Source organism: Streptomyces sp. NPDC088746 (assembly GCF_044751065.1).
GTDB lineage: Bacteria > Actinomycetota > Actinomycetes > Streptomycetales > Streptomycetaceae > Streptomyces.
The window spans coordinates 552908-574347 of the sequence record NZ_JBIVLA010000003.1; the positions used below are offsets into that span (position 1 = coordinate 552908).

The following is a 21440-nucleotide window of genomic DNA, read 5'->3' on the forward strand; positions in this document are numbered from 1 at the left end:
GGCGGCATGACGTCAGCGTGACGACGCGTGGTGCACACAGTCAAGTGAGTCCCGTCATGTGGGAGATGCGTCACGGTCCGTCACATCGCCTGCCCCAGTGCGGCGAGGACATCCGCCGTACGCGGCTGCCCCGCCGCCCGGCGGACGATGCGGCCCGCCGCGTCGAGCACCAGGACCGTGGGGGTCCGGCTGATGCCGAGGCCGCGCACGAGCGCGAGATGCGCCTCGGCGTCGATCTCGACGTGAGCGACGCCGTCGACCATGCCGGCCACCTCCGCGAGGGTGCGCCTGGTGGCGCGGCACGGCTGGCAGAACGCGGTCGAGAACTGCACGAGAGTCGCCCGATCCCCCAGTTCCGCCCCGAGTTGGGCCGCGTCCAGCGTGCCCGCGTCCGTCCGCCCGTCCATCCCGGCCTCCCTCTCAGAGCTCTGCGCAAAGGGTCAGCACCCTGCGACCTCATTACATTCCCGGATGATTCACGTGACGAGAATCTCTCGCGCCGGGCCCTTTGGGGCTGGCCAGGGCGTCGCACATGGGGCACGATCGCCCCAATGCCGAAAACCTACGGCTGCGTAACTTCCGCCGGGAGAACCCTCCCCAGGCATTGAAGAAGGGTCTTCATCCAGATGGCAGAGCTCGTCTATCGGCCGGTCATCGGCGCCGCTCGCACCCTGTTCAAGGCGCTCGACCTGAAGATCGACACCCAGGGTTCGGAGCACATCCCGAAGACCGGTGGCGCGGTTCTGGTCAGTAACCACATCAGCTATCTGGACTTCATCTTCACCGGACTCGGCGCCCTGCCCCAGAAGCGGCTCGTCCGCTTCATGGCGAAGGAGTCGGTGTTCCGCCACAAGGTGTCGGGACCGCTGATGCGCGGCATGAAGCACATTCCCGTCGACCGCAACCAGGGCGAGGACGCCTACGCGCACGCGCTCGCGTCGCTGCGCGCGGGCGAGATCGTCGGAGTGTTCCCCGAGGCGACGATCTCCCAGTCGTTCACGCTGAAGAGCTTCAAGTCGGGCGCCGCGCGCCTCGCCCAGGAGGCGGGCGTACCGCTGATCCCGATGGCGCTGTGGGGTACCCAGCGGCTGTGGACCAAGGGGCGCCCGCGCAATTTCCGGCGCAGCCACACCCCGATCACCATCCGCGTGGGTGAGGCCCTGGAAGCGCCCACGGACCAGTACGCGGGTGCGATCACCCGACGGCTGCGTGAACGTGTCCAGGAGCTCCTCGAGGCGGCGCAGCGCGCCTATCCGGTACGCCCCAAGGACGCGGCCGACACCTGGTGGGTGCCGGCGCACCTCGGCGGTACGGCTCCGACGCCCGCGGAGGCGCGCGAGCTCGGCTGATCCTCCGCGCGTCGGAGGAAACTTCACGCCGGGTCGTGGAGGGTGATCCGTGCTCCGGGACTGATCTTCTCGAGCGACTCGGCGAGCTCGGCGGCCGCGGCCCCGAGCTCCGGCGCCGTCACGGGGGCGAGGCCCTCCAGAAGGAAGACGGCGTTGACGGACTCCTCGGTGAGACGGGTGCGTGTGCCCTGGCGCCAGTTCCAGCGCCTGCAGGTGACGTAGGCGTCGTCACGCCAGACGACCTCCCCGGGCTCGGGGTACTCCACCACCTCCTCGCCGCCCGCGACCGTGGGGAACGGGTCCAGGCCGGTGGAGCGCACCAGCCGCATGGCGCCGCTGATGCGGTCGGTGTCCTCTCCGCCGACCGGGATCAGACGGGCGACGCTGATCGCGTTGTAGAGGTCGACCAGGCGGTTGATGCGGGGCAGCCCGGCCCCGGTGAGGGCGCGCCTCGCGAGGGCCTCGGCGGAGTTGCGGGTCCGGGAGGGCTTGGCGCCGAAGGCCGTGTACATCTCGCGCCAGGCGGCCACGTGCGCGTCCTCGTGCGGGGCCCGGCCGCCGAGCCGCTCGGTGAGCCTTCGGGTCGCGTCGTCGAGGAGCGCCGAACTCTCTTCGTCGCTGGGGCCGTTGACGAGGCCGTGCGCCTCGACGGCGATGTGGGTGAAGCCGGGGGCGAGGCTGCGGACCTCGTCGGAGACCGTGATCGTCAGGGTCATCTTCTGCAGTGCTCCGGTGTGGGTTTCGGGGGCACGGCCGGGATCAGAGCGCGGCCGGAAGGTTCCGGCCCAGCTCCTCGCGGTCGCGTGAGCTCCGCAGGGCACGGAGAGTCGCCGCATGCGGTACGGCATAGACTACCGGATAGTCCATTTCATTGAACTCAGGCCGCGGCACCCAGGCCAGCCGCTCCGCGCCGGCCGAGAACCGGGCGTCGATTCCGCCCACGTTCCCGCGCGGGTCCTGTCGCACCCACCGCTCCCACCCGGGGAGCCGCACCGCGACCAAGCCGTGGACGACGAGGCCCACGCCGTCACTCCCGACGAGCCGCTGGTAGCAGAGGCCGGCATGGATGCCCGCGGCCCGCAGCAGCGCGGTCAGGGCATGCGACTTGGCGTAGCAGATGCCGGTGCGGGCGGCGAGGACGTCGGACGCGCGCCAGGTGACCCGCGGATCACCCGTGTCCATCGAGTGCGGGATGGTGTCACGCACGAACGAGAACGCCGCGGAAGCGTATGCGTATGCGTCGGCCGCCTCGTCACCGAGACGCTCGGACGTCTCCCGCACGAGCGGATGACGGTGGTCGATGACCTCATCCTCAGCCAGATAGACGGAGATGTCCGAGTCGTGCTGGATCAGCTTCATGCCCGGGGAGCGTAGCGATGCGCCCGGCCGGAAGCAATATGTTTCCGGCCGGACGCATATGTATGCCGCTACTGCCTGGCCATCTCCTCCTTGAGCGCCAGGACGAAGGCGTCGACGTCGTCCTCACGGGTGTCGAAGGCACACATCCAGCGGACGTCTCCGGCCTTCTCGTCCCAGAAGTAGAACCTGAACCGCTTCTGCAGCCGTTCGCTCACCTCGTGCGGCAGCCTCGCGAAGACGGCGTTCGCCTGCACCGGGTAGAGGATCTCCACCCCGTCCACCGTCCGGACCCCGTCGGCGAGCCGCTGGGCCATGGCGTTGGCGTGGCGCGCGTTGCGCAGCCAGAGATCCCGCGCGAGCAGCGCCTCGAGCTGGACCGAGACGAAGCGCATCTTGGAGGCGAGCTGCATCGACAGCTTGCGCAGATGCTTCATGGCCCGGACCGCGTCCGGGTTCAGGACGACGACGGCCTCACCGAAGAGCGCGCCGTTCTTGGTGCCGCCGAAGGACAGGACGTCCACGCCGACCGTGTTGGTGAACGTACGCATCGGCACGTCCAGCGACGCCGCGGCGTTGGCTATCCGGGCGCCGTCGAGATGCACCTTCATGCCCCGCTCGTGGGCGTGCTCGCAGATGGCGCGGATCTCGCCGGGCGTGTAGACGGTGCCGAGCTCGGTGTTCTGGGTGATCGAGACGACCTGCGGCATCGCCCGGTGTTCGTCGTCCCAGCCGTGTGCCTCCCGGTCGATGAGCTCCGGCGTGAGCTTGCCGTCCGGCGTCGGGACGGTGAGCAGCTTCAGCCCGCCCACCCGCTCCGGCGCTCCGCCTTCGTCCACGTTGATGTGCGCGGACTCGGCGCAGATGACCGCGCCCCAGCGGTCGGTCAGAGCCTGGAGGGCGACGACGTTGGCTCCGGTGCCGTTGAAGACCGGGAAGGCCTCCGCGGTGGGGCCGAAGTGGCTGTGCATGATCCGCTGGAGTTGTCCGGTGTAGTCGTCCTCACCGTAGGCGACCTGGTGGCCGCCGTTGGCGAGGGCGAGGGCCGCGAGGACCTCCGGGTGCGCGCCCGCGTAGTTGTCACTGGCGAAACCGCGCACCTGCGGGTCGTGATGACGTCGCGCGTCGGTCCTTACGGTTGCGGGGTCAGCCACAGACGCTTTCCGTTCACTTCTCCGGCGGGCTTGTCCCAGACTCCGGCGATGGCCTCGGCCAGCTCCGTGACGTCCGTGAAGCCCGCGAACTTCGCATTCGGGCGCTCGGCGCGCATAGCGTCGTGCACCAGTGCCTTGACGACCAGGATCGCAGCAGCCGACGTCGGGCCCGCTTCGCCCCCCGCCTTGCGGAAGGCGTCCGCCATGGCGAGCGTCCACGCCTCGGCCGCCGCCTTGGACGCGGCGTAGGCCGCGTTGCCGGCGGTCGGGTTGCCGGCTCCGGCCGCGCTGACCAGCACGTAGCGGCCTCGGTCGCTGCGCTGGAGGACCTCGTGGAAGGCGAGCGAGGTGGACTGGACCGTGCGGATCAGCAGCTTCTCCAGGTAGTCCCAGTCGGCCAGGCTGGTGTCCGCGAAGCCGGAGCCGCCGCGCCAGCCTCCGACGAGATGCACCAGTCCGTCGACGCGACCGAACTCCTTCTCCGTCTTGAGGGCCCATTCCCGCGCGGCCCCCGGATCGAGGAGGTCGACCGTGTCGCCGGTGACGGTCGCTCCCCCGTGGGCGTAACGCGCGGCGTCGACCGCTTCCACGAGCCGCTCGGGGTTCGCGTCGGAGGCGACCACGGTCGCCCCCGCCTCCGCGAGCCTGAGCAGGGTGGCGCGGCCCGCCGGCCCCGCCGCTCCGGCCACCGCGATCACAGCGCCTTCGAGCACACCGCTGTCGGCCCTGCCTGTTCCGTTCATCGCCACCGCCTCCTCAGAACCCGCGCTCACGCAGCTGCCCGCCCGGCGTCCGCCGCGGTGATCCCCTTGGTGGAGGCGATCACATGCTTCAGCTTCTTCGAGAGCGCCTCATAGAACATGCTCAGGGGAAACTCGTCCGGAAGCACGTCGTCGACGAGCTTACGAGGCGGCTGGTTGAGGTCCAGCGCGTCCGGGCCCTTGGCCCAGCGGGACCCCGGGTGGGGTGCGAGATAGGTCGCGACCAGGTCGTACGCCGCGAACCAGTGCACGAGCTTGGGGCGGTCGATGCCGTCGCGGTACAGCTTCTCGATCTCACCGCAGAGCTGGTTGGTGACCTCGGGGGCGCGGGCCCAGTCGATCTTGAGCGTGTTGTCGGTCCAGCGGACGACGTCGTGCTTGTGGAGGTAGGCGAAGAGCAGCTGGCCGCCCAGGCCGTCGTAGTTGCGCACACGCTCGCCGGTGACGGGGAAGCGGAACATCCGGTCGAAGAGCACGGCGAACTGGACGTCGCGGCCCTGGCCGAAGCCGTCGGCCTCCAGCTTCACGGCCTCCCGGAAGGCGGTGAGGTCGCAGCGCAGCTCCTCCAGCCCGTACATCCAGAACGGCTGGCGCTGCTTGATCATGAACGGGTCGAACGGAAGGTCGCCGTGGCTGTGGGTGCGGTCATGGACCATGTCCCAGAGCACGAACGCCTGCTCGCAGCGCTTCTGGTCGCCGATCATCTCGCGGACGTCGTCGGGCAGCTCGACGCCCAGCAGGTCGACGGAGGCCTCGGTCACGCGGCGGAACCGGGCGGCCTCACGGTCGCAGAAGATGCCGCCCCAGCTGAAGCGCTCCGGGGCCTCGCGTACGGCGATGGTCTCGGGGAAGAGCACGGCGGAGTTGGTGTCGTAGCCCGAGGTGAAGTCCTCGAAGGTGATGCCGCAGAACAGCGGGTTGTCATAGCGCGTGGCCTCGAGGTCGGCGAGCCACTCGGGCCACACCATCCGCAGCACGACGGCTTCGAGATTGCGGTCCGGATTGCCGTTCTGCGTGTACATCGCGAACACGACCAGGTGCTGGAGGCCGTCCGCGCGGCTCCTGGCGGGCTGGAAGGCGAGCAGGGAGTCGAGGAAGTCCGGGACGCCGAATCCGTCCGCGGCCCAGCGGCGCAGGTCGGTGACGAGCGCGCGGTGGTAGGCGTCGTCGTGCGGGAGCAGCGGGGAGAGCTGCTCGACCGCGGTGACGACACGCTCGATGACGGCCCCGGCCGTTTCGGCCGAGGGGGCGCCCTCGGACCCGAAGTCGATGGAGCCGTCCTTGGACTGCCAGGGGCGGAGCTCCTCCACGGCACTCTTGAGCGCCGGCCAGGCTGGGTGCTCCACGACCCGCTGGGCAGAAGCTATCGCGCCGGTGGCGGCGGCGTGCTCAAGAATTTCCGTCATAACACTTCCTTCACGGGAGAACCTCGCGTCAAGCAACCGTATCCATCCACGGTTCCATCGGACAAGTGGAGGGCAGAAAATTATCCTGCCGACCCACATTTTCACCGTTATTTTTCCTGCCACACATCCACGCGACAACTTCTTCCGCCGGACTGGCAGGGCAGGGGCCGTCCTGCACGGGAGAACTGGTTCCCTGGGGGGTGTAGGAGCCGCACGCGGGGCGTACACGACGGACGGAAGCGGGAGTGCCTTGACTTTTCTCACCATCGGTCATCGCGGGGTCATGGGTGTCGAGCCGGAGAACACGCTGCGTTCGTTCGCGCACGCGGAGCAGGCCGGGATGGACGCCGTCGAACTGGATCTCCACCTGAGCAAGGACGGCGCGCTCGCCGTGATGCACGACGCCGCCGTGGACCGCACGACGGACGGGCGGGGGCTGATCGCCGAGAAGACGCTGGCGGAGCTCCGCGAGCTCGACGCCGGGCAGGGCGAGCGGGTGCCGGTCTTCGAGGAGGTGCTCGACGCGATCGGCTCGCCCGTCCAGGCCGAGATCAAGGACGTGGCGGCGGCGAGGGCACTGGCCGAGGTGATGCTGCGACGCGATCTGGCCGCCCGCGTCGAGGTCTCCTCGTTCCACGACGAGGCGGTCGCCGAGATCGCGCAGCTCGTCCCGGGCGTACGCACGGTGCTCATCGCCAGTCACTGGGAGGGCGATGTGGTCGACCGGGCGAAGGCGGTGGGCGCGGCGACGCTCGCCCTGAACATCCGCCGCCTCACCCTCGAGGTCGTCGAGCGCGCCCACGCGGAGGGGCTGAAGGTGATCGGCTGGGTGGTCAACACCCCCGACCACCTGCGTCTTGTCCGCGCGCTGGGCCTGGACGGCGCGACGACCGACTATCCGGAGATCCGGCGCGCGGGCCGCTTCACCGCCTGAGGCGCCCCGCGCGCACCCCGCTTCCTGCGCCCCTACAGCTCCTTGGTCAGGAGCTCGAACGCGAGATCGTCGCGCTGCGGGATGCCGAAACGCTCGTCGCCGTACGGGAAGGGCGTGAGCTCTCCCGTACGGCGGTAGCCCCGGCGCTCGTACCAGGCGATCAGGTCCTCCCGGACCGAGATCACCGTCATGTGCATCTCGCTCACGCCCCACTCCTCCCGGGCCGTGCGCTCCGCCTCGGCGATGATCACCTTGCCGAGACCCGCGCCCTGCAGCTGCGGCCTCACCGCGAACATGCCGAAGTACGCGGCCTGCCCACGGTGTTCGAGCTGGCAGCAGGCGACCGGCTCGCCGTCCCGCTCGGCCACGAGGACCCGGCCCCCGGGGACCGCGAGCACCTCGCGCACCCCGTCGGCGTCCGTGCGCTGTCCCTGGAGGATGTCCGCCTCGGTGGTCCATCCGGCCCGGCTCGCGTCGCCCCGGTAGGCGGACTCGACGAGTCGCACCAGGACCGGCACGTCGTCGCCGGTCGCGTCGCGGAAGGTGAGTTCTGCCCGTGCCGTGGCCGGTGCGCTGTCCATGTGGTTCTTCTCCGGTCCTGTGCTGCCGACGGTGTTTTCCCGAGACTAACCCGCCCCCCGCCGCGCCCCCGCGGGTTCTGCCGCGCTCCCCCAGTACCCCAATGCGCCCCGGTAGGAGCGGCCGGCACGGGGCATCGATGGGACGACACCGGCGTGATTCGCCGTAGGGGGAGGTGCACCGTGCACGGACCGGCGCTGTCCGGCTGGCTGCTCATGGTGTTGTGCGGGGCCACGGGGGCGTACTGCCTGCTGCGGACCCGCGACGGCACCGAGCGGGAACGCGGCTCGGCGCGCGCCGAGGCGCTGATGGGGTTCGGGATGGCCGCGATGGCCGTGCCCGCGGCCCTGCTCACGCTCCCGGAGTGGATGTGGGTGGTGTACGCGGTGGTGTTCGGCGCGGCCGCGCTGCACGCGGTCGTGTACGCCAGGGGCGGCGGTCACCACCTGCACCATCTGGTGGGCTCGCTGGCCATGGTCTACATGGCCGTGGCCATGGCCCCGGGAGCCGCCCATGCCACGGGAGGCGGCCACGCGGGCCACGGAGCGGGTACGGCCGGGGGCGTTCCCGTGCTGACCGGGACGCTGCTGGTCTACTACGCGCTCTACGTCCTGCACTCGGCGGGGCGGCTGATACCCGCTCCCCCGCCCGTCGGCGTGCCGGCCGGCGGGAGCGGTGGCGGCCACGGCGGTATGCCGGCGGCCCCGGCCTGGGGCGCGCGGCCGGAGCTCGCCCTGGCGTGCAGGCTGACCATGGGGATAGCCATGTTCGCCATGCTGCTCACGCTGTGAGGCGGCGTGCCTCACGCCGTGTCGTACGTCACTTGGCGCGCGCGGCCATACCCGTGGGTACCACGGCACTCATAGGCTGACGCCATGTTGGTCTCCCTCGCGCTGCTGCTGCTCGGTGCACTGGCTGCCGTCGTGGCCCCGGGCCTGATGGCTAGGGCCCGATGGCCGGAGCGCGAGCCGGTCGTGGCCCTGTGGGTCTGGCAGTGCGTGGTCGCGGGCGTCCTGCTGTCGTTCGGGCTCTCCATGACCTTCAGTGCGGCTGCTGCCTGGCAGGCGGTCCGCGGCCATGTCTTCGCCCCCGCTCCGCACGCCGTGGTCGAGGCGTACGCCCTGGGCGCGTACGGGCCGTGGTCGGCGGTCATCGCGGTCCTGCTGGCGCTCGGGGGAGTGTGGACCGCCGCCATGCTCGTCCGGGAGATCCACCGGGCCCGGGCCCGCCGTCGGCAGCGGCGCGGCGAACTGCTGGTACGTTCCCCGCTGATGCCGGGCGAGGAGCCCGGCAGCGGGCGCCTCGTGGTGCTGGAGGGCGAACGGCCCGATGCCTGGTGGCTGCCGGGAGCGGCTCCTCAACTGGTCATCACCACCGCGGCACTCGGCCGGCTGAAGGGGCGTCAGCTCGATGCCGTGCTGGCGCACGAGCAGGGCCACGCCCAGGCCCGTCACGACTGGCTCCTGCACTGCTCGGACGCGCTCGCGACCGGATTCCCGCAGGTGCCGGTGTTCGCGGCGTTCCGCGACGAGATGCACCACCTCGTCGAACTGGCAGCGGACGACGTGGCGTCACGGCGCTTCGGACGTCTGACGATCGCACTCGCCCTGGTCGAACTCAACGAGGACCGCGGTGTGTTCGGCCCGGCACCGGCCTCCGGAGCCCATGTGCCGCTCAGGGTCGACCGCTTGCTCGCCCCGGTGGACCGGCTGACCGCGGGGCGCCGGCTGCGGCTGACCGCCGCCGCCGCGCTGGTACCCGTCGTACCGTTGCTGGTGGCCTTCGTACCGGGACTCAGGGCTCTGGGATAGCCTCACGAGCGGATCATGCACGAGGATCACCCCCATGCACTCCCCTCCTCCCCTCCCCCCGCCCGCCCGGCGCCCCTTCCTGATCACGGGCGTCGTCTGCGCCTCGCTGTCCCTCGTTCTGCTCGTGCTGGTCGCGGTGCGCTGGTCACCCGTGACGTCCCTGGACACCTCGGTGGCCGGGGCGCTGCACCGCCGGGCGGTGACCGAACCGGGGCTGGTCCAGGTCAGCCGGGTGCTGACGGACTGGGTGTGGGACCCCTGGACCATGCGTCTGCTGACCGCCGTCGTGGTGGTCGCCCTGTGGTGGCGCGGCTTCCGGCTGCTCGCGGGGTGGGTCGCCGCGACCAGTCTGCTCACCTCGCTCGTGCAGCAGGGGCTGAAGGCCGCCGTGGGCCGGGAACGCCCCCGCTGGATCGACCCGGTGGACTCGGCGCAGTACGCGGCGTTCCCCTCGGGTCACGCCATGACCGCGGCGGTCACCTGCGGACTGCTCGTGTGGCTGCTGCGTCTGTACGGCGCGCGGCCGCCCCTGTGGTGGGGCTCATTCGCGCTCGCCGTGATCTCGGTCACCGGCGTGGCCCTCACCCGTGTCTACCTGGGCGTTCACTGGCTGAGCGATGTGGTGGGCGGAACTCTCATGGGCGTCGCCCTGGCCTCTCTGTCAGCGGCCGGCTACACCGAATACACCAGGCGCAGCAGGCGGCCGGCCGGTGAGGGCGGCACGCCCTTGTAGATCCTCGCCGGAGGCGGCGAAGATCGGCTCATGCCAATCAAGGGTGTACTTTTCGATTTTTCCGGGACCCTCTTCCGGATCGAGTCCGTCTCCGCGTGGCTGCGCGCGGTCCTGGACGCGCGGGGCACGGCGGTGGAGCATGCGGACTTCGAGCACTGGACGCGCCTGCTGACCGAGGCCGGAGCGCTGCCCGGCGGCCCGGCCCCGGCACGGATCCCGCCGGCACTGGCCTCGGCGTGGGCCGACCGCGACCGCACCGCGCGGGCGCACAGGGAGGCGTACACCGGGCTGGCCCGGGAGGTGCCCCTTCCGGACCCGGGCCTGTACGACGCGCTGTACGACCGCCATATGACCCCTGCGGCCTGGCAGCCGTACCCCGATGCGGCGGAGGTGCTGCGCGGGCTGCGTCGCGACGGCACCGCGGTCGGGATCGTCAGCAACATCGGCTGGGACCTGCGCCCCGTCTTCCGCGCGCACGGCCTGGACGAATGCGTCGACGCGTACGTCCTGTCCTACGAGCACGGCGTCCAGAAGCCCGATCCGCGCCTGTTCCGCACGGCGTGCGCGCTGCTGGAGCTGGATCCCGCGGATGTGGTCATGGTGGGTGACGACCGCCACGCGGACGCCGGCGCGGCCGCTGTGGGCTGTGAGGTGCGTTTCGTGGACCATCTGCCCGTGGCGGAGCGGCCGGAGGGGCTCCGGGCGCTCGGGCTTCCGGGACTCCCCGTGGAGGCACCCGGCCCGCGCCGTCCGTGAAGGATTCCGGGAGACGGTGTGAGGGATATCCCTGTCCCGGAAGGGGTCCTACGGCCTGCGGGGGGTTTAGTTTGGTGGACATGTCCCCGTATCCGAACCCGTCCGCCACCGTGCGCCCCGCCTCCGTGGTCAACGAAGAGATCCGCACCCTGTGGCAGCGCTCGGGCGGACTGCTGTCCCCGGACGAGGAGACGGAGTACCAGCGCCTGCTGGTGGAGTGGGCCGCGGCCGCGGGTACGAGCGTGCGGCCGGCCGCCTGAGCGACCGGGGCGGCGCGCCACCCGCGTCTGATTCCGGCGATCCCCCGCATCGCCGGAATCAGGGGTACAGCATGTCCCCGTGCCGCCCACCGGTCAATGAGATAAACGTGCCCCGCCGGGCGGAGACCGTCCGGCGGGGCACTCGCTTTCAGCTGCGGGAGGAACCGGTGGTTCAGCGGTCGAAGTAGTCCGGCTGCGTCTGCACGTTGAGCTCCTTCAGCCGCACCTTCTTCGCGGGGTCGGTCCGCCGGTCGTCGAGCTTCAGGACGTCGAAGCCCTTGGCGATGTCGTTGGAGTAGATGTAGCCGTTGTAGTAGTAGGCCGACCAGGGGCCTGCCGTGGTGACCGCGTCCGTGGAGACCGGACCGCGCTCGAAGTACGCGATCTCCTTCGGCTTCGAGGAGTTGGTGAAGTCCCACACGGAGACGCCGCCCTGGTACCAGGCCTGGACCATCAGGTCCTTGCCCTTGACCGGGATGATCGAGCCGTTGTGCGCGACGCACACCTCGGTGTCCGCCTGCGGGCGGTCGATCTTGAAGTAGCTGCGGAAGACCAGCTTGCGGTGGTCCCCCCTGCCCGTGATGTCGTAGACGCCGTCGGCACCGCGGTTCGGGCCGATCTCGTCGTTGCAGGTGGCCGCACCGCCGCCGCCGAGCTCATCGGTGAACACGACCTTGTCGGCGTCCTGGTTGAAGGTCGCCGAGTGCCAGAACGCGAAGTTCACGTTGTCCTGGACCCGGTCGATGATCTTCGGGTTCTCCGGGTCCTCGATGGAGAACAGCAGGCCGTCACCCATGCACGCGCCGGCCGCCAGGTCCTTGGACGGCAGCACGGTGATGTCGTGGCATCCGGTGGTCTTGGAGACGCCGGGGTTGGCCGGCGCTCCGGGGTTGCCGCCGTCCGGGAAGAGGACCGGGAAGTTCACGATCCGGGAGTCCTCGGGGGCGCTGCGCGGCACCTTGATGACGGAGATTCCGTCGTGCGGCGGCTGGCAGTCCGGGAACGTCTCGTTCGGCGAGTACGAGGAGACGTACACGTACACGTTCCTGCGCTCGGGGACGATCGTGTGGGTGTGCGAACCGCACGCGGTCTCGACGGCGGCGACGTACTTCGGGTGGCGCTTGTCGCTGATGTCGAAGACCTTCATGCCCTCCCAGGAGGACTTCTCCGTGGCGGGCTGCGTGGTGCTGGCACAGGAGTTGTCACTGCGGGAGGAGTCGGTCGACAGGAAGAGGAGATTCCCGGAGACCGAGATGTCGTTCTGCGACCCGGGACACAGAACCTGCGCGACGGTCCTCGGCTTCTTCGGGTTGCGGATGTCGAAGATCCGGAAACCGTCGTAGTTTCCGGCATAGGCGTAGGTGCCCTGGAAGGCCAGGTCCGTGTTGGTCCCCTGGAGCGCGTCCTTGGGGACGTTCGTGAGGTGCTCGATGTTGGCGCTGTGGACGATCTCGTCCACGCCGGGTATCTCGCCGCTCTCGATCGCGGCCCGTGCTTCGGCCTGCTCGCTCGCGGAAACACCGCTGCGGGTGGTGGCGGTGTCACCGGGGTCCGGTGTCGCGGCCGCGGGTCCGGCCGTGAACAGCGTGGCGATGAGCCCGGCCGCGGCTGCCGCCACGCCCAGACGTCTGCGCCGCACGCTGGTGGTGTGCAACGAGGTCACTGCGTCCTCCCTTGTATCCGTTCGTCGACGAACGGTCATTGGACCCCGGCAGTATCGTCCCTCTCATGTACACACCAACAGACGGCAACAGAGACGTAATAAAAGTTTTTGATCACGAGCAGGTGGAAGGTGTTAGGACAGTCTGCGACAGATTCATGTGCCAATGGAGGTCGCCGTGTTGATGCCCCGTCGGACCACACGTGTGCGCGCAGCCGCCCTGACGACGACGCTCGTGGCCGCGGTTCTCGCTCTGGGCGCCTGCGACGACGGCAGCGGCGAAGCGGCCGATGCCGGGGCGGACAGGGGCGTTTCGGTCGTGGCTCCCGGGAAGCCCGGTGAACCGGCCAGGACCCTCTCGGCGGACGAAGCGGCGAAGGCCGCCGGGAACGACACGCCCAACTCGGCCGACTTCCGCTACGCCCGCATGATGATCGAGCATCACGAACAGGCGCTCGTGCTCACCGCCCTCGTTCCCGGACGGGCGTCGTCCCCATCTGTCGAACGGCTCGCGAAACGCATATCGGCAGCCCAGAAGCCGGAGATCGGCGCCATGGAGGGCTGGCTGAAAAACAACGGCGGGGACGACCGTGAGGAGACGCACGACCACTCCACGATGCCCGGCATGGCGACCGACGAGCAGATCGAGAAGCTGCGTGCCTCCCAGGGCAAGGCCTTCGACAAGCTGTTCCTGGAGTTGATGATCACTCACCACCAGGGCGCGGTCACGATGGCGACCGAGGCTCTCGCGGACGGCAACAACGTGCTGGTGGAGGAGATGGCCAACGACGTCGTCGCGCAGCAGACCGTGGAGATCGACCGGATGCGCGGCCTGATGACCTGAAGGGCCCCACCGGGGCCCCCGGGCCCGCGAGCCTCTCCCCGCTTCCCCGCGGCGGTGCCATGCTGGAGGGAACCTGCCGGAGGAGGTGCGCCGTGCTCCGTGTCGCCGTCGTGGGTTCGGGCCCCAGTGGGGTCTACACCGCCCAGGCCCTGCTGGAGCAGTCCCGGGTGCCGGACGTGCGCGTGCATGTGCTGGACCGGCTGCCCACACCGTACGGACTCGTCCGCTACGGCGTGGCGCCCGACCACGAGAAGATCAAGTCACTGCAGAGCAGTCTCCGGGCGGTCCTGGAGGACGACCGGATCACCTTCGTCGGCCATGTCGGGGTGGGTGGCGCGGGCGGGCTGTCACCCGCCCGGCTCAAGGAGCTGTACCACGCGGTGGTCTACTGCGTCGGCGCCGCGGCCGACCGGCCCCTCGCCGTTCCCGGGGAGGGCCTGCCGGGGAGCTGGTCCGCCACCGAGTTCGTCTCCTGGTACAGCGCCCACCCGGACGCGGCCGCCGACGGCTTCGCGCTCCGGGCCCGCTCGGCCGTGGTGGTCGGCGTCGGGAACGTGGCGGTCGACGTGGCGCGGATCCTCGCCCGCGGCGCGGCCGAACTGAGGGGGACGGACGTCCCGCGGGCCGCGCTCGACGCGCTGGCGGCGAGCAGGGTGCGTGAGGTCCACATCGTCGGCAGGCGCGGCCCCTCGCAGGCCAGGTTCACCACGAAGGAGCTCCGCGAACTGGGCGCGCTCCCCGGGGCCCGGGTCGCCGTCGACGGGGCGGAGCTGGCGCTGGATCCGGCGTACGCCGTCACGGCGGGGCGTCCGGGGGCGCCGCTGCCTGCCGTGGTCCGGCGCAATCTGGACGTGCTGCGCGGGTGGGCGACGGATCCGCCACCCGCGGCGGTGGGCCGGGAGCGCCGCATCCGGCTGCGGTTCTTCCTTCGTCCGGTCGAGCTGCTGGAGCGGGACGGGCGGGTCGCCGGAGTACGGTTCGCGCGGACGGCCCCGGACGGTGCCGGAGGCGTACGGGACACCGGGGTGTACGAGGACATCGAGGCGCAGCTCGTGCTGCGGGCCGTGGGGTACCGGGGGACGCCCCTGCCCGGTCTGCCCTTCGACCCGGTGCGCGGCACCGTGCCGCATCTCGCGGGCCGGGTCGTCAGGGACGGGGCGGCGTCGCCCGGGGAGTACGTCGCCGGGTGGATCAAGCGTGGCCCCACCGGGGTGATCGGTTCGAACAGATCGTGCGCGAAGGAGACGGTCGCCGCGCTGATCGAGGACGCGCCGCTGCTCGTCGCCCGGGAGGTGTCCGCCGACCCCCTGGGCGCTCTCCGGGACCAGGGGCTGCGTCCGGTGGAATGGGAGGGCTGGCAGTCCATCGAGCGTGCGGAGTCGGCGCTCGGCCGCTCTCTCGGCCGCGGGCCGGTGAAGATCCCCGACTGGTCCGGACTGCTCGACGCGGCCCGGGGCGAGTCCCGGTAGCGCGTCAGCTCAGGCCGAGACGCTCGGCCTGCAGCTCCACCCCGCCGAGGACACTGTCCAGCAGGCCGGGGAAGAGCGCCTCCAGATCCTCGGTCCGCACGCAGCTCAGCTTGGCCGTGCCCCGGTAGAACTGGGAGATGACGCCGTTCTCGCGGAGCACCCTGAAGTGGTGCGTGGTGGTGGACTTGGAGACCGGGAGGTCGAAGCGGGAACAGGACTGCTCGTCGGCCGCGCCTGCCAGTTGGTGCACGATGCGGAGCCTGATCGGGTCGGACAGCGCGTGGAGCACGCCCTCGACGCGGATCTCCTCGCGCGAGGGGTGGGCGAGCACGCGAGCGGCGTTCGACGTCACGGTGCCTCCACTTCGTTCCGGGCGATCCATTGTACGAGAGTCGTCGTAGTTTTAGCCACGGGCCGCCACCACGAGCCGGACGCGAGGGCTGCCGTCCGGTCTCCGGCCGAACCCCTCCATCGGCAGCAGCCGCACGGTGAATCCGCTCCCCACGAGGTCGTCCACCACTCCGGCGAGCGGGAACGTGCGGTAGTACATGACGAAGGGCGGACGCCACAGCGCGTTGCGCGCCCGCATGGCCAGGTCGAAGCCGAGCAGGGCCCAGTAGGCCCGGGAGCCCACCGCGGGCGGCGCGCCCACCGGGAAGACGAAGAGGCCGCCGGGCCGCAGCGCCGCGTACACCTGGTCGAACAGTGCGGGACGTTCCTCCGGCAGGAAATGGCCGAACGCCCCGAAGCTCAGGGCCAGGTCGAAGACGCCTGTGAACGGCAGGGCCAGGGCGTCGGCCCGGACCCAGTCCACGGCGGGACCGCCGGCGTCCGCGGCGTACGCCTGGCGGGCGACGTCGAGCATGCCGGCGCTGAAGTCGACGCCGGTGACCCGTTCCCGGCACAGGCCGCGCAGCACGCCGGCCCCCGCTCCGGTGCCGCAGCAGACGTCCAGACCCCGGCCGAAGGGCCCGAGGGGCCGCACCGCTTCGGCGACGGCTTCGAGCACCCGGTCCGGAGTCCGGTAGGGCGTCAGGTCGAACTTCGGCGCGAGCAGGTCGTATCCGCGCATCGTCGAGGAGAACGCCTGAACGGCCAGTTCGCGCAGCGTGGGGCCCTGAGGAGTGAACATCGCCGCTCAGCGTACCCACAGACGCGGTGTCACACCGCCCGGGCGTACTGGTCGGGCGTCCGGATGTCACCACCGAGTTCCCGCGCGGCCTTGCGGGCGAAATAGGGGTCACGCAGCAGCTCGCGGCCGAGCAGGACGGCGTCGGCGCTGTCGTCGGCGAGGATCTTCTCCGCCTGCACGGGGTCGGTGATCAGGCCCACCGCGGCCACCGGAAGGCCGGTCTCCTTGCGCACCCGCTCGGCGAACGGAACCTGGTAGCCGGGCTCCACCGGGATGCTCGCCTTCGGCGCCAGACCGCCGGTCGAGACGTCCAGCAGGTCCACGCCATGAGCGAGCAGCTCGCGTGCGAAGCGGACGGTGTCGTCGGCGGTCCATCCCTCGCGCGGGTCGTCCGCGTTCTCGGTGAGCCAGTCGGTCGCGGAGATACGGAAGAAGAGCGGGAGCTCCTCGGGCCACACGGCGCGCACGGCGTCCACGACCTCCAGGGCGAAGCGTGTGCGGTTCTCGAAGGAGCCACCGTAGGCGTCGGTGCGGTGGTTGCTCTCCGGAGACAGGAACTGTCCGATCAGATAGCCGTGTGCTCCGTGGATCTCGGCGACCTCGAAGCCCGCGTCGAGCGCCCGGCGGGCGGCGTCGGCGAACTGGCGCACGACCTGCTGGATGTCGTCGACGCCCAGCTCGGCGGGCACCGTGTGGCCCTCGTCGTACGCGAGGGGGCTCGGCGCGACCGTCTGCCAGCCCTCGGGGTCACCGACGCCGATGGAGGCCCCACCGCGCCATGGACGGTCCGTCGACGCCTTCCGCCCGGCGTGCGCGAGCTGGATCCCCGGGACGGTTCCCTGAGAGGCGAGGAAGCCGGTGATCCGGCGGAACGCCTCCACCTGACGGTCGTTCCAGATGCCGAGGTCGGCGGGGCTGATCCGGCCCTCCGGGCTGACGGCGGTCGCCTCGACCAGGACGAGCCCGGTGCCGCCGACGGCGCGGGAGGCGTAGTGGGCGAGGTGCCATTCGTTGGCCGTCCCCGTGTCGGGGCCCGACGTTTCCGCGCTGTACTGGCACATCGGGGCCATCCAGACCCGGTTGGGAACGGTCAGCGACCGCAGGGCGTAGGGCTCGAACAGTGCACTCACAGGGGACTCCGGTTCCTCGGGACGCGACGGGCGGCGCGACGGCCCGGGGGCGCCCCGGGCCGTCGCTTCGTACGAGATCCACCGTACTACGAGATTCACCGTACTACGGCGGCTGTCGAAATACGAGGTGGCCCGTACGACCCTTCCTCACCTCTCCGGCCGCAGCCGCCGCCGGAGGCGGATGCCGGCGTCGGCCTCGTACATCTGGCTCCAGCTGCGTCCGCCTCCCGACGTCCAGGTCACCTGGACGTTCGCGCCGTCCGTCCGGACGGACTCCACCGTCATCAGCCGGTCCCCGTCCCGCACGTCCCCGCGCAGCAGCTCGCGCGCCTTGACGGTGACGGGCTCCGCCGACCGCGCGTTCTCCGCCTCGGCGGCCGCGGCGACGAGCGTCGCGGCCAGTTCCCTGGCCGCGGCCGTGGAGCAGGACCAGGAGGCGCCCTCGATCCGGATGGCGACCTGGAGGGGCCCCTCCGCGGGCCCGGGGGCCACCTCCAGCGCCGCGCCGCGCCCCTCGGTGTCCCGGATCTCGATGCTCATCCCTGCGCCTCCTCGTCCCGCTCCGGTCAGCTCAGCCGGAGACTCTCCGGCGGGCCCAGATAGCTGGGCTTGAGGCCGCCGGTGTCCACCACGAGGTTCTGGAGTACCACGGTCGGGTCGACCATCCAGAATTTCAGTACGTGGGCGCCCGCCCGGCCGATGTGGTGCGCGGTGCCGGTGCGGTTGACGTTGTCCGAGGTGTTGCGGGCCCACTGCGTGTTCATGGTGCCGTCGTCCGACCCCGTGACCTCGGTGATGTCGACGGACTGCGGGGCGTCGTCGTCGAAGGAGACGGCGTACGTGAGTCCGTCGGTGGCCAGGGCGCTGTTGCGGGGCGACAGATACGCCCAGACGGTCACCGGCCCGGTGGTGAACAGGCTGACCCGGTACTCCAGCCGGGGCCCCCGGCCGCCCGGCGTCTGCCGTGCCGCGGTGACGGGGAAGGGCTCCATGCCCGATCCGGTACGTCCGATGCCCGGGATGCGGCGCCAGGAGACCCCCTCCCCGCCGACCGCCCGGTGGAAGTGGTCGGCCTCGACGGAGACGTAGCCGTTGGCCTCCACGAACCCCTTGAGCTGTGACCGCTCCAGCAGGGGCCGGTCGACCACGGCGCGGACGGTGATCTCCTTTCCGCCGGGGCCGGAGACGGTGACGGGGACCCGCGTGACGCCCTTCGGGGCCCGGGACCAGTCCACCCGGAAGGTCACCCGGGTCTGGGCGTCCACCCTGCCCCGCGTCCGGTCGGCGATCAGCCAGGGGGCACCCGTACGGATGCGGAAGCCGAAGGGTTCGGTGCCCCGGTTGAACACCTCCACGTACTGCGCGGGCTGGCTCTGGTACGGGCTGAAAACGGGCAGGACCGCCTCCGCGCCGGACGCCGGCCACCAGTCGGACGAGCCGTCGACGGCCACGCCCATCTCGGCCTCGCGCGGGAGTTCGATGCGCCGCACGGCGGGGAAGATCTCGTCCGCGATGGCCACGTTGTTCAGCTCGGGCTGCTGCCAGGGGGCGTTGGGGCCGTATCGGTCCACATCGCCGTAGCCGATGTGCGGCTGGGTCTGGAATCCTTCCCATTTGCCGTCGGCCACCTCGGTGTTGAAGCGGTGCGCCAGCGCGAAGTCCTCGGCCAGGCCCGCCTCGGCGGTCGCGGCGAGCTGGTTGGTCAGGGCGCGGCCCTGGGGTGCGTAGTGCAGGTTGGTGAATTGCGCCTCCCGCAGGGCGTACAGATTGGCGGTCGCCCGGACCGCGTAGCCGACGAGCTCGTACCAGGCGTCCTGCGCGGACTCCGGCAGACTCCGCCGGACACGTTCGGCGGCGGCGTCGAGCCGCTGCCAGTCCTCGGTGACCCGCTCCAGCTCGCGGTAGTCGACGATGCTGAAGGGCGTGGCCCGGTCGTCGTAGACGATGGCGGAGGAGTCCGTGGCCGGGTCCTTGGCCGGATCGAGGGTGATCTTCCGGTTGAGCAGCTCGGGCTTGCGGCGGGACTGCAGCCGGGCGTAGGTACGAAGGATCTCGGCGATCTCCTCGGCCTGGCGCTCGCCGAAGTTCTGCGCCGCGTAACGCTCCTCCCACTCCGGGAGCGCCTCCAGGGGCCAGCGGTCGGGGTCCCAGGCGTACTCCAGGAAGAACTGGGTGGGCAGTTCGTTGCCCTTGAGGTCCCCCACGTTGGTGACCCAGAGGCCGTGGTTGCCGTAGGCCGCGCTCTGGTGGAGCTGGTCCCACATGTTGGGGAGCGAGGCGGTGTCGACCCACTTGTAGTTGCGCCCCACCCCGACGTAGTCGAAGTGGTAGTAGAGGCCGTAACCGCCGCTGCGGGCGTCGTTCTTCAGGTCCGGCAGCTTGCGGACGTTGGCCCAGTTGTCGTCGGTGAGGACGACGGTGATGTCGTCCGGGACCCGCAGTCCACGGTCCCAGTAGTGCTGGACCTCCTTGTAGAGGGTCCAGACCTGCGGGACGGCGTCCTGCGCGCCGAGTTCCTCGGCGAGGATCTGACGCTGGGTGGCGATGATCTCCGTCATCAGGTCGATTCCGTCGCCGTCCGGCAGGCTGACGTCGCCGTTGCCGCGCATCCCGAGGGTGACCACGCCCTCGAAGTCCTCGTCCGCCATGCGGCGGACGCCCTCGCGCCAGTAGGCCTTGATGGCCTCGGCGTTGCGGCGGAACGACCACTCGCCGGTGCCGCCGTACGGGTCGTGGCCCGGCTGGGTGATGTTTCCCTCGCCGTCGCGTACAGCGGCGACGGCGTGCCGGTTCCACTCCTCGATGCCCCGCATCATGGGAGCCTCGTGGGAGGTTCCCATCACGACCCCGTAGGCCTTCGCGGTGGCGTGGTTCTCCGGGTCGTCCTCGGCGAAGGCGCGGCCCCAGACCGCCGGCCAGAGGTAGTTGGCCTTGAGCCGCAGCATCACTTCGAAGATTCTGGCGTAGAAGGCGGCGTTGAAGCCGCCCTCGAAGCCGGGCGCCTTGCCGGGGCCGAAGAAGGCGGGTGCCCAGGTGCCGAGTGCGGGGTTCTCGTCGTTGATGAAGAACCCGCGGTACTTCACGACGGGGGTGCCCTGGCTGTGCCGGCCGGGCAGGACGTACAGCGCGTCGCGGTGGACGGGGGCGACGTCGTCCCACCAGTACCAGGGCGAGACCCCGATGCCGCGGGAGACGTCGTACGTGCCGAAGATCGTGCCGCGCTGGTCGCTGCCGGCGATGACGAACGCGCGGTCCACTCCGGGCAGCGGCTTCTCCACCACCGTCTGCAGGCTGGTCTCCCACGCGCCCGCGATCCCGGAGACCTTGAGCTTGCCCGCGGCGATCAGCCCGTCGATCAGCGGGCTGCGGCCGATGGTGCCGATGAGGACGATCTCGCGGGCGCGGGGCGCCTCGTTCCGGGAGAGCCCGGGGCGCACGCCGGTGACGCGCTCGATGTCGTCCTGGAGGTCGCCCGCCACCCGGACGACGCCGTCATGGTCCTTGTCACTGACCACGACCGGGGCCGCCTTGCCGGCCCTGACCAGGGCGAAGGCGCCGGAGCGTGGCGTGAAGGAGATGTACGCCCCGGGGTCGGTGGGCCGCACCGCCGCGGAGTCCCCCGGGCCGGCGGGCGTCGCCCCGGCCTCCCCCGTCAGTCCCATCAGCGATCCGAGGGGCGTCGTCGCCAGTGCCGTGACGCCGAGTCCGGCCCCGAGGACCGCTCTGCGGCTGGTGTGCCTGTCCATGTCGCTCTCCCCATATCGTTCACACGCATGACTGATTGAGTGGGCGTGAGCCCTTGGCGGATGTGCGGAGCGGGCGCCGCGAGGTCAGGCCGCCCTCCTGGCCCGGGCCGGGCGGGAGCGCGGCGACGATGGCGTCGGCGGTGTCGTCCGGCTCCGGGCTGATCAGCCCGAACTGCACGAAGAGGTACCGAGCGTCCCCAGCGACCAGGAGGACAGTGCGGCCCGGGGCCCGAACCGGCGGAAGGCGGGCAGCAGTCCCAGCGGCATCGGGATCGCCCCGGGCCGAAGGTGCCGCGGATCCCGGGGTGGAGCCTGGAACGGAGCGGGCCGCCCCGGTGGTGACGGCCCGGCAGCACGACC

Annotated in this window: 22 protein-coding genes; 9 read left to right on the forward strand and 13 right to left on the reverse strand. The window is 70.9% G+C overall.

Features of this window, described 5'->3' with window-relative positions:
* Positions 1–80 precede the first annotated feature (80 nt).
* The gene (locus ACIP63_RS16935; RefSeq protein ID WP_401516312.1) at positions 81–407 is read right to left on the reverse strand and encodes a TlpA family protein disulfide reductase; all 327 of its coding nucleotides are present in this window, start codon (positions 405–407) and stop codon (positions 81–83) included.
* Positions 408–626: 219 nt separating this feature from the next.
* On the opposite strand from ACIP63_RS16935, the gene ACIP63_RS16940 reads away from it, so the two are divergent.
* Positions 627–1349, forward strand: coding sequence for a lysophospholipid acyltransferase family protein (locus ACIP63_RS16940; RefSeq protein ID WP_356716922.1), 723 nt, complete (start codon positions 627–629; stop codon positions 1347–1349).
* 23 nt (positions 1350–1372) lie between these two features.
* Here the strand turns inward: ACIP63_RS16940 and ACIP63_RS16945 are convergent, their stop codons facing one another.
* From ACIP63_RS16945 to ACIP63_RS16965, 5 genes are all read right to left on the reverse strand, one after another.
* Positions 1373–2065 (reverse strand): B3/4 domain-containing protein, encoded by a 693-nt coding sequence (locus ACIP63_RS16945; RefSeq protein WP_401516313.1) that lies wholly within the window; start codon positions 2063–2065, stop codon positions 1373–1375.
* 43 nt (positions 2066–2108) lie between these two features.
* Positions 2109–2708 carry a transglutaminase family protein gene (locus ACIP63_RS16950; protein WP_401516315.1) on the reverse strand — a complete coding sequence of 200 codons (600 nt, stop codon included), beginning with the start codon at positions 2706–2708 and terminating at the stop codon, positions 2109–2111.
* A 68-nt stretch (positions 2709–2776) separates the two neighbouring features.
* Positions 2777–3859, reverse strand: coding sequence for a threonine aldolase family protein (locus ACIP63_RS16955; RefSeq protein ID WP_401516317.1), 1083 nt, complete (start codon positions 3857–3859; stop codon positions 2777–2779).
* Entirely contained in the window at positions 3838–4602 is a 765-nt protein-coding gene (locus tag ACIP63_RS16960; protein WP_401516318.1) for an SDR family NAD(P)-dependent oxidoreductase, read from the reverse strand. The genes ACIP63_RS16955 and ACIP63_RS16960 overlap by 22 nt, the downstream gene beginning before the upstream one ends.
* 26 nt (positions 4603–4628) lie before the next feature.
* Positions 4629–6026, reverse strand: a complete 1398-nt coding sequence (locus ACIP63_RS16965) for a DUF6421 family protein (RefSeq protein ID WP_401516320.1) — start codon at positions 6024–6026, stop codon at positions 4629–4631.
* Between the two features lie 283 nt (positions 6027–6309).
* Between ACIP63_RS16965 and ACIP63_RS16970 the strand changes: the two genes are divergently transcribed.
* A complete protein-coding gene (locus ACIP63_RS16970) occupies positions 6310–6960 on the forward strand; it encodes a glycerophosphodiester phosphodiesterase (protein WP_401516917.1) in 651 nt (216 codons plus the stop codon).
* Between the two features lie 32 nt (positions 6961–6992).
* Here ACIP63_RS16970 and ACIP63_RS16975 read toward each other — a convergent pair whose 3' ends face one another.
* Positions 6993–7541: a GNAT family N-acetyltransferase gene (locus tag ACIP63_RS16975; RefSeq protein WP_401516322.1), complete on the reverse strand. Its 549-nt coding sequence runs from the start codon at positions 7539–7541 to the stop codon at positions 6993–6995.
* Positions 7542–7721: 180 nt separating this feature from the next.
* Here ACIP63_RS16975 and ACIP63_RS16980 point away from each other — a divergent pair, with 180 nt between their 5' ends.
* The 5 genes from ACIP63_RS16980 (at position 7722) to ACIP63_RS17000 (ending at position 11099) form a co-directional block, all read left to right on the forward strand.
* The gene (locus ACIP63_RS16980) at positions 7722–8330 is read left to right on the forward strand and encodes a DUF5134 domain-containing protein (protein ID WP_401516324.1); all 609 of its coding nucleotides are present in this window, start codon (positions 7722–7724) and stop codon (positions 8328–8330) included.
* 84 nt (positions 8331–8414) lie between these two features.
* Entirely contained in the window at positions 8415–9350 is a 936-nt protein-coding gene (locus ACIP63_RS16985) for a M56 family metallopeptidase (RefSeq protein ID WP_401516326.1), read from the forward strand.
* Positions 9351–9384: 34 nt separating this feature from the next.
* Entirely contained in the window at positions 9385–10083 is a 699-nt protein-coding gene (locus ACIP63_RS16990) for a phosphatase PAP2 family protein (protein WP_401516328.1), read from the forward strand.
* Between the two features lie 30 nt (positions 10084–10113).
* Entirely contained in the window at positions 10114–10839 is a 726-nt protein-coding gene (locus ACIP63_RS16995; protein WP_401516330.1) for an HAD family hydrolase, read from the forward strand.
* 80 nt (positions 10840–10919) lie between these two features.
* Entirely contained in the window at positions 10920–11099 is a 180-nt protein-coding gene (locus tag ACIP63_RS17000) for a hypothetical protein (protein ID WP_401516332.1), read from the forward strand.
* Between the two features lie 172 nt (positions 11100–11271).
* Here ACIP63_RS17000 and ACIP63_RS17005 read toward each other — a convergent pair whose 3' ends face one another.
* Complete coding sequence (locus ACIP63_RS17005) at positions 11272–12762, reverse strand: LVIVD repeat-containing protein (RefSeq protein WP_401516334.1); 1491 nt, start codon at positions 12760–12762, stop codon at positions 11272–11274.
* A gap of 181 nt (positions 12763–12943) precedes the next feature.
* Between ACIP63_RS17005 and ACIP63_RS17010 the strand changes: the two genes are divergently transcribed.
* Both ACIP63_RS17010 and ACIP63_RS17015 read left to right on the forward strand, forming a co-directional pair.
* Positions 12944–13603 carry a DUF305 domain-containing protein gene (locus ACIP63_RS17010; RefSeq protein WP_401516918.1) on the forward strand — a complete coding sequence of 220 codons (660 nt, stop codon included), beginning with the start codon at positions 12944–12946 and terminating at the stop codon, positions 13601–13603.
* Positions 13604–13695: 92 nt separating this feature from the next.
* The gene (locus ACIP63_RS17015; RefSeq protein WP_401516335.1) at positions 13696–15072 is read left to right on the forward strand and encodes an FAD-dependent oxidoreductase; all 1377 of its coding nucleotides are present in this window, start codon (positions 13696–13698) and stop codon (positions 15070–15072) included.
* A 4-nt stretch (positions 15073–15076) separates the two neighbouring features.
* On the opposite strand, the gene ACIP63_RS17020 is transcribed toward ACIP63_RS17015, so the two are convergent.
* The 5 genes from ACIP63_RS17020 to ACIP63_RS17040 all read right to left on the reverse strand — a co-directional run bounded on the left by ACIP63_RS17020 (position 15077) and on the right by ACIP63_RS17040 (position 21080).
* Positions 15077–15424: an ArsR/SmtB family transcription factor gene (locus ACIP63_RS17020; protein ID WP_401516336.1), complete on the reverse strand. Its 348-nt coding sequence runs from the start codon at positions 15422–15424 to the stop codon at positions 15077–15079.
* A 51-nt stretch (positions 15425–15475) separates the two neighbouring features.
* Entirely contained in the window at positions 15476–16204 is a 729-nt protein-coding gene (locus ACIP63_RS17025; RefSeq protein ID WP_401516337.1) for a class I SAM-dependent methyltransferase, read from the reverse strand.
* 29 nt (positions 16205–16233) lie between these two features.
* Positions 16234–17334 carry an NADH:flavin oxidoreductase/NADH oxidase gene (locus ACIP63_RS17030; RefSeq protein WP_401516339.1) on the reverse strand — a complete coding sequence of 367 codons (1101 nt, stop codon included), beginning with the start codon at positions 17332–17334 and terminating at the stop codon, positions 16234–16236.
* 147 nt (positions 17335–17481) lie between these two features.
* Entirely contained in the window at positions 17482–17874 is a 393-nt protein-coding gene (locus ACIP63_RS17035) for a hypothetical protein (RefSeq protein ID WP_401516340.1), read from the reverse strand.
* A 26-nt stretch (positions 17875–17900) separates the two neighbouring features.
* Complete coding sequence (locus ACIP63_RS17040) at positions 17901–21080, reverse strand: glycosyl hydrolase 115 family protein (protein ID WP_401516341.1); 3180 nt, start codon at positions 21078–21080, stop codon at positions 17901–17903.
* Between the last annotated feature and the right edge of the window lie 360 nt (positions 21081–21440).

Excerpts from the sequence above, each read along its gene's own strand:
- ACIP63_RS16935 (WP_401516312.1), bottom strand. The coding sequence starts at position 407 with ATGGACGGGCGGACGGACGCGGGCACGCTGGACGCGGCCCAACTCGGG.
- ACIP63_RS16940 (WP_356716922.1), top strand. The coding sequence starts at position 627 with ATGGCAGAGCTCGTCTATCGGCCGGTCATCGGCGCCGCTCGCACCCTG.
- ACIP63_RS16945 (WP_401516313.1), bottom strand. The coding sequence starts at position 2,065 with ATGACCCTGACGATCACGGTCTCCGACGAGGTCCGCAGCCTCGCCCCC.
- ACIP63_RS16950 (WP_401516315.1), bottom strand. The coding sequence starts at position 2,708 with ATGAAGCTGATCCAGCACGACTCGGACATCTCCGTCTATCTGGCTGAG.
- ACIP63_RS16960 (WP_401516318.1), bottom strand. The coding sequence starts at position 4,602 with ATGAACGGAACAGGCAGGGCCGACAGCGGTGTGCTCGAAGGCGCTGTG.
- ACIP63_RS16965 (WP_401516320.1), bottom strand. The coding sequence starts at position 6,026 with ATGACGGAAATTCTTGAGCACGCCGCCGCCACCGGCGCGATAGCTTCT.
- ACIP63_RS16970 (WP_401516917.1), top strand. The coding sequence starts at position 6,310 with ATGGGTGTCGAGCCGGAGAACACGCTGCGTTCGTTCGCGCACGCGGAG.
- ACIP63_RS16975 (WP_401516322.1), bottom strand. The coding sequence starts at position 7,541 with ATGGACAGCGCACCGGCCACGGCACGGGCAGAACTCACCTTCCGCGAC.
- ACIP63_RS16985 (WP_401516326.1), top strand. The coding sequence starts at position 8,415 with ATGTTGGTCTCCCTCGCGCTGCTGCTGCTCGGTGCACTGGCTGCCGTC.
- ACIP63_RS16990 (WP_401516328.1), top strand. The coding sequence starts at position 9,385 with ATGCACTCCCCTCCTCCCCTCCCCCCGCCCGCCCGGCGCCCCTTCCTG.
- ACIP63_RS16995 (WP_401516330.1), top strand. The coding sequence starts at position 10,114 with ATGCCAATCAAGGGTGTACTTTTCGATTTTTCCGGGACCCTCTTCCGG.
- ACIP63_RS17000 (WP_401516332.1), top strand. The coding sequence starts at position 10,920 with ATGTCCCCGTATCCGAACCCGTCCGCCACCGTGCGCCCCGCCTCCGTG.
- ACIP63_RS17010 (WP_401516918.1), top strand. The coding sequence starts at position 12,944 with ATGCCCCGTCGGACCACACGTGTGCGCGCAGCCGCCCTGACGACGACG.
- ACIP63_RS17025 (WP_401516337.1), bottom strand. The coding sequence starts at position 16,204 with ATGTTCACTCCTCAGGGCCCCACGCTGCGCGAACTGGCCGTTCAGGCG.
- ACIP63_RS17035 (WP_401516340.1), bottom strand. The coding sequence starts at position 17,874 with ATGAGCATCGAGATCCGGGACACCGAGGGGCGCGGCGCGGCGCTGGAG.
- ACIP63_RS17040 (WP_401516341.1), bottom strand. The coding sequence starts at position 21,080 with ATGGACAGGCACACCAGCCGCAGAGCGGTCCTCGGGGCCGGACTCGGC.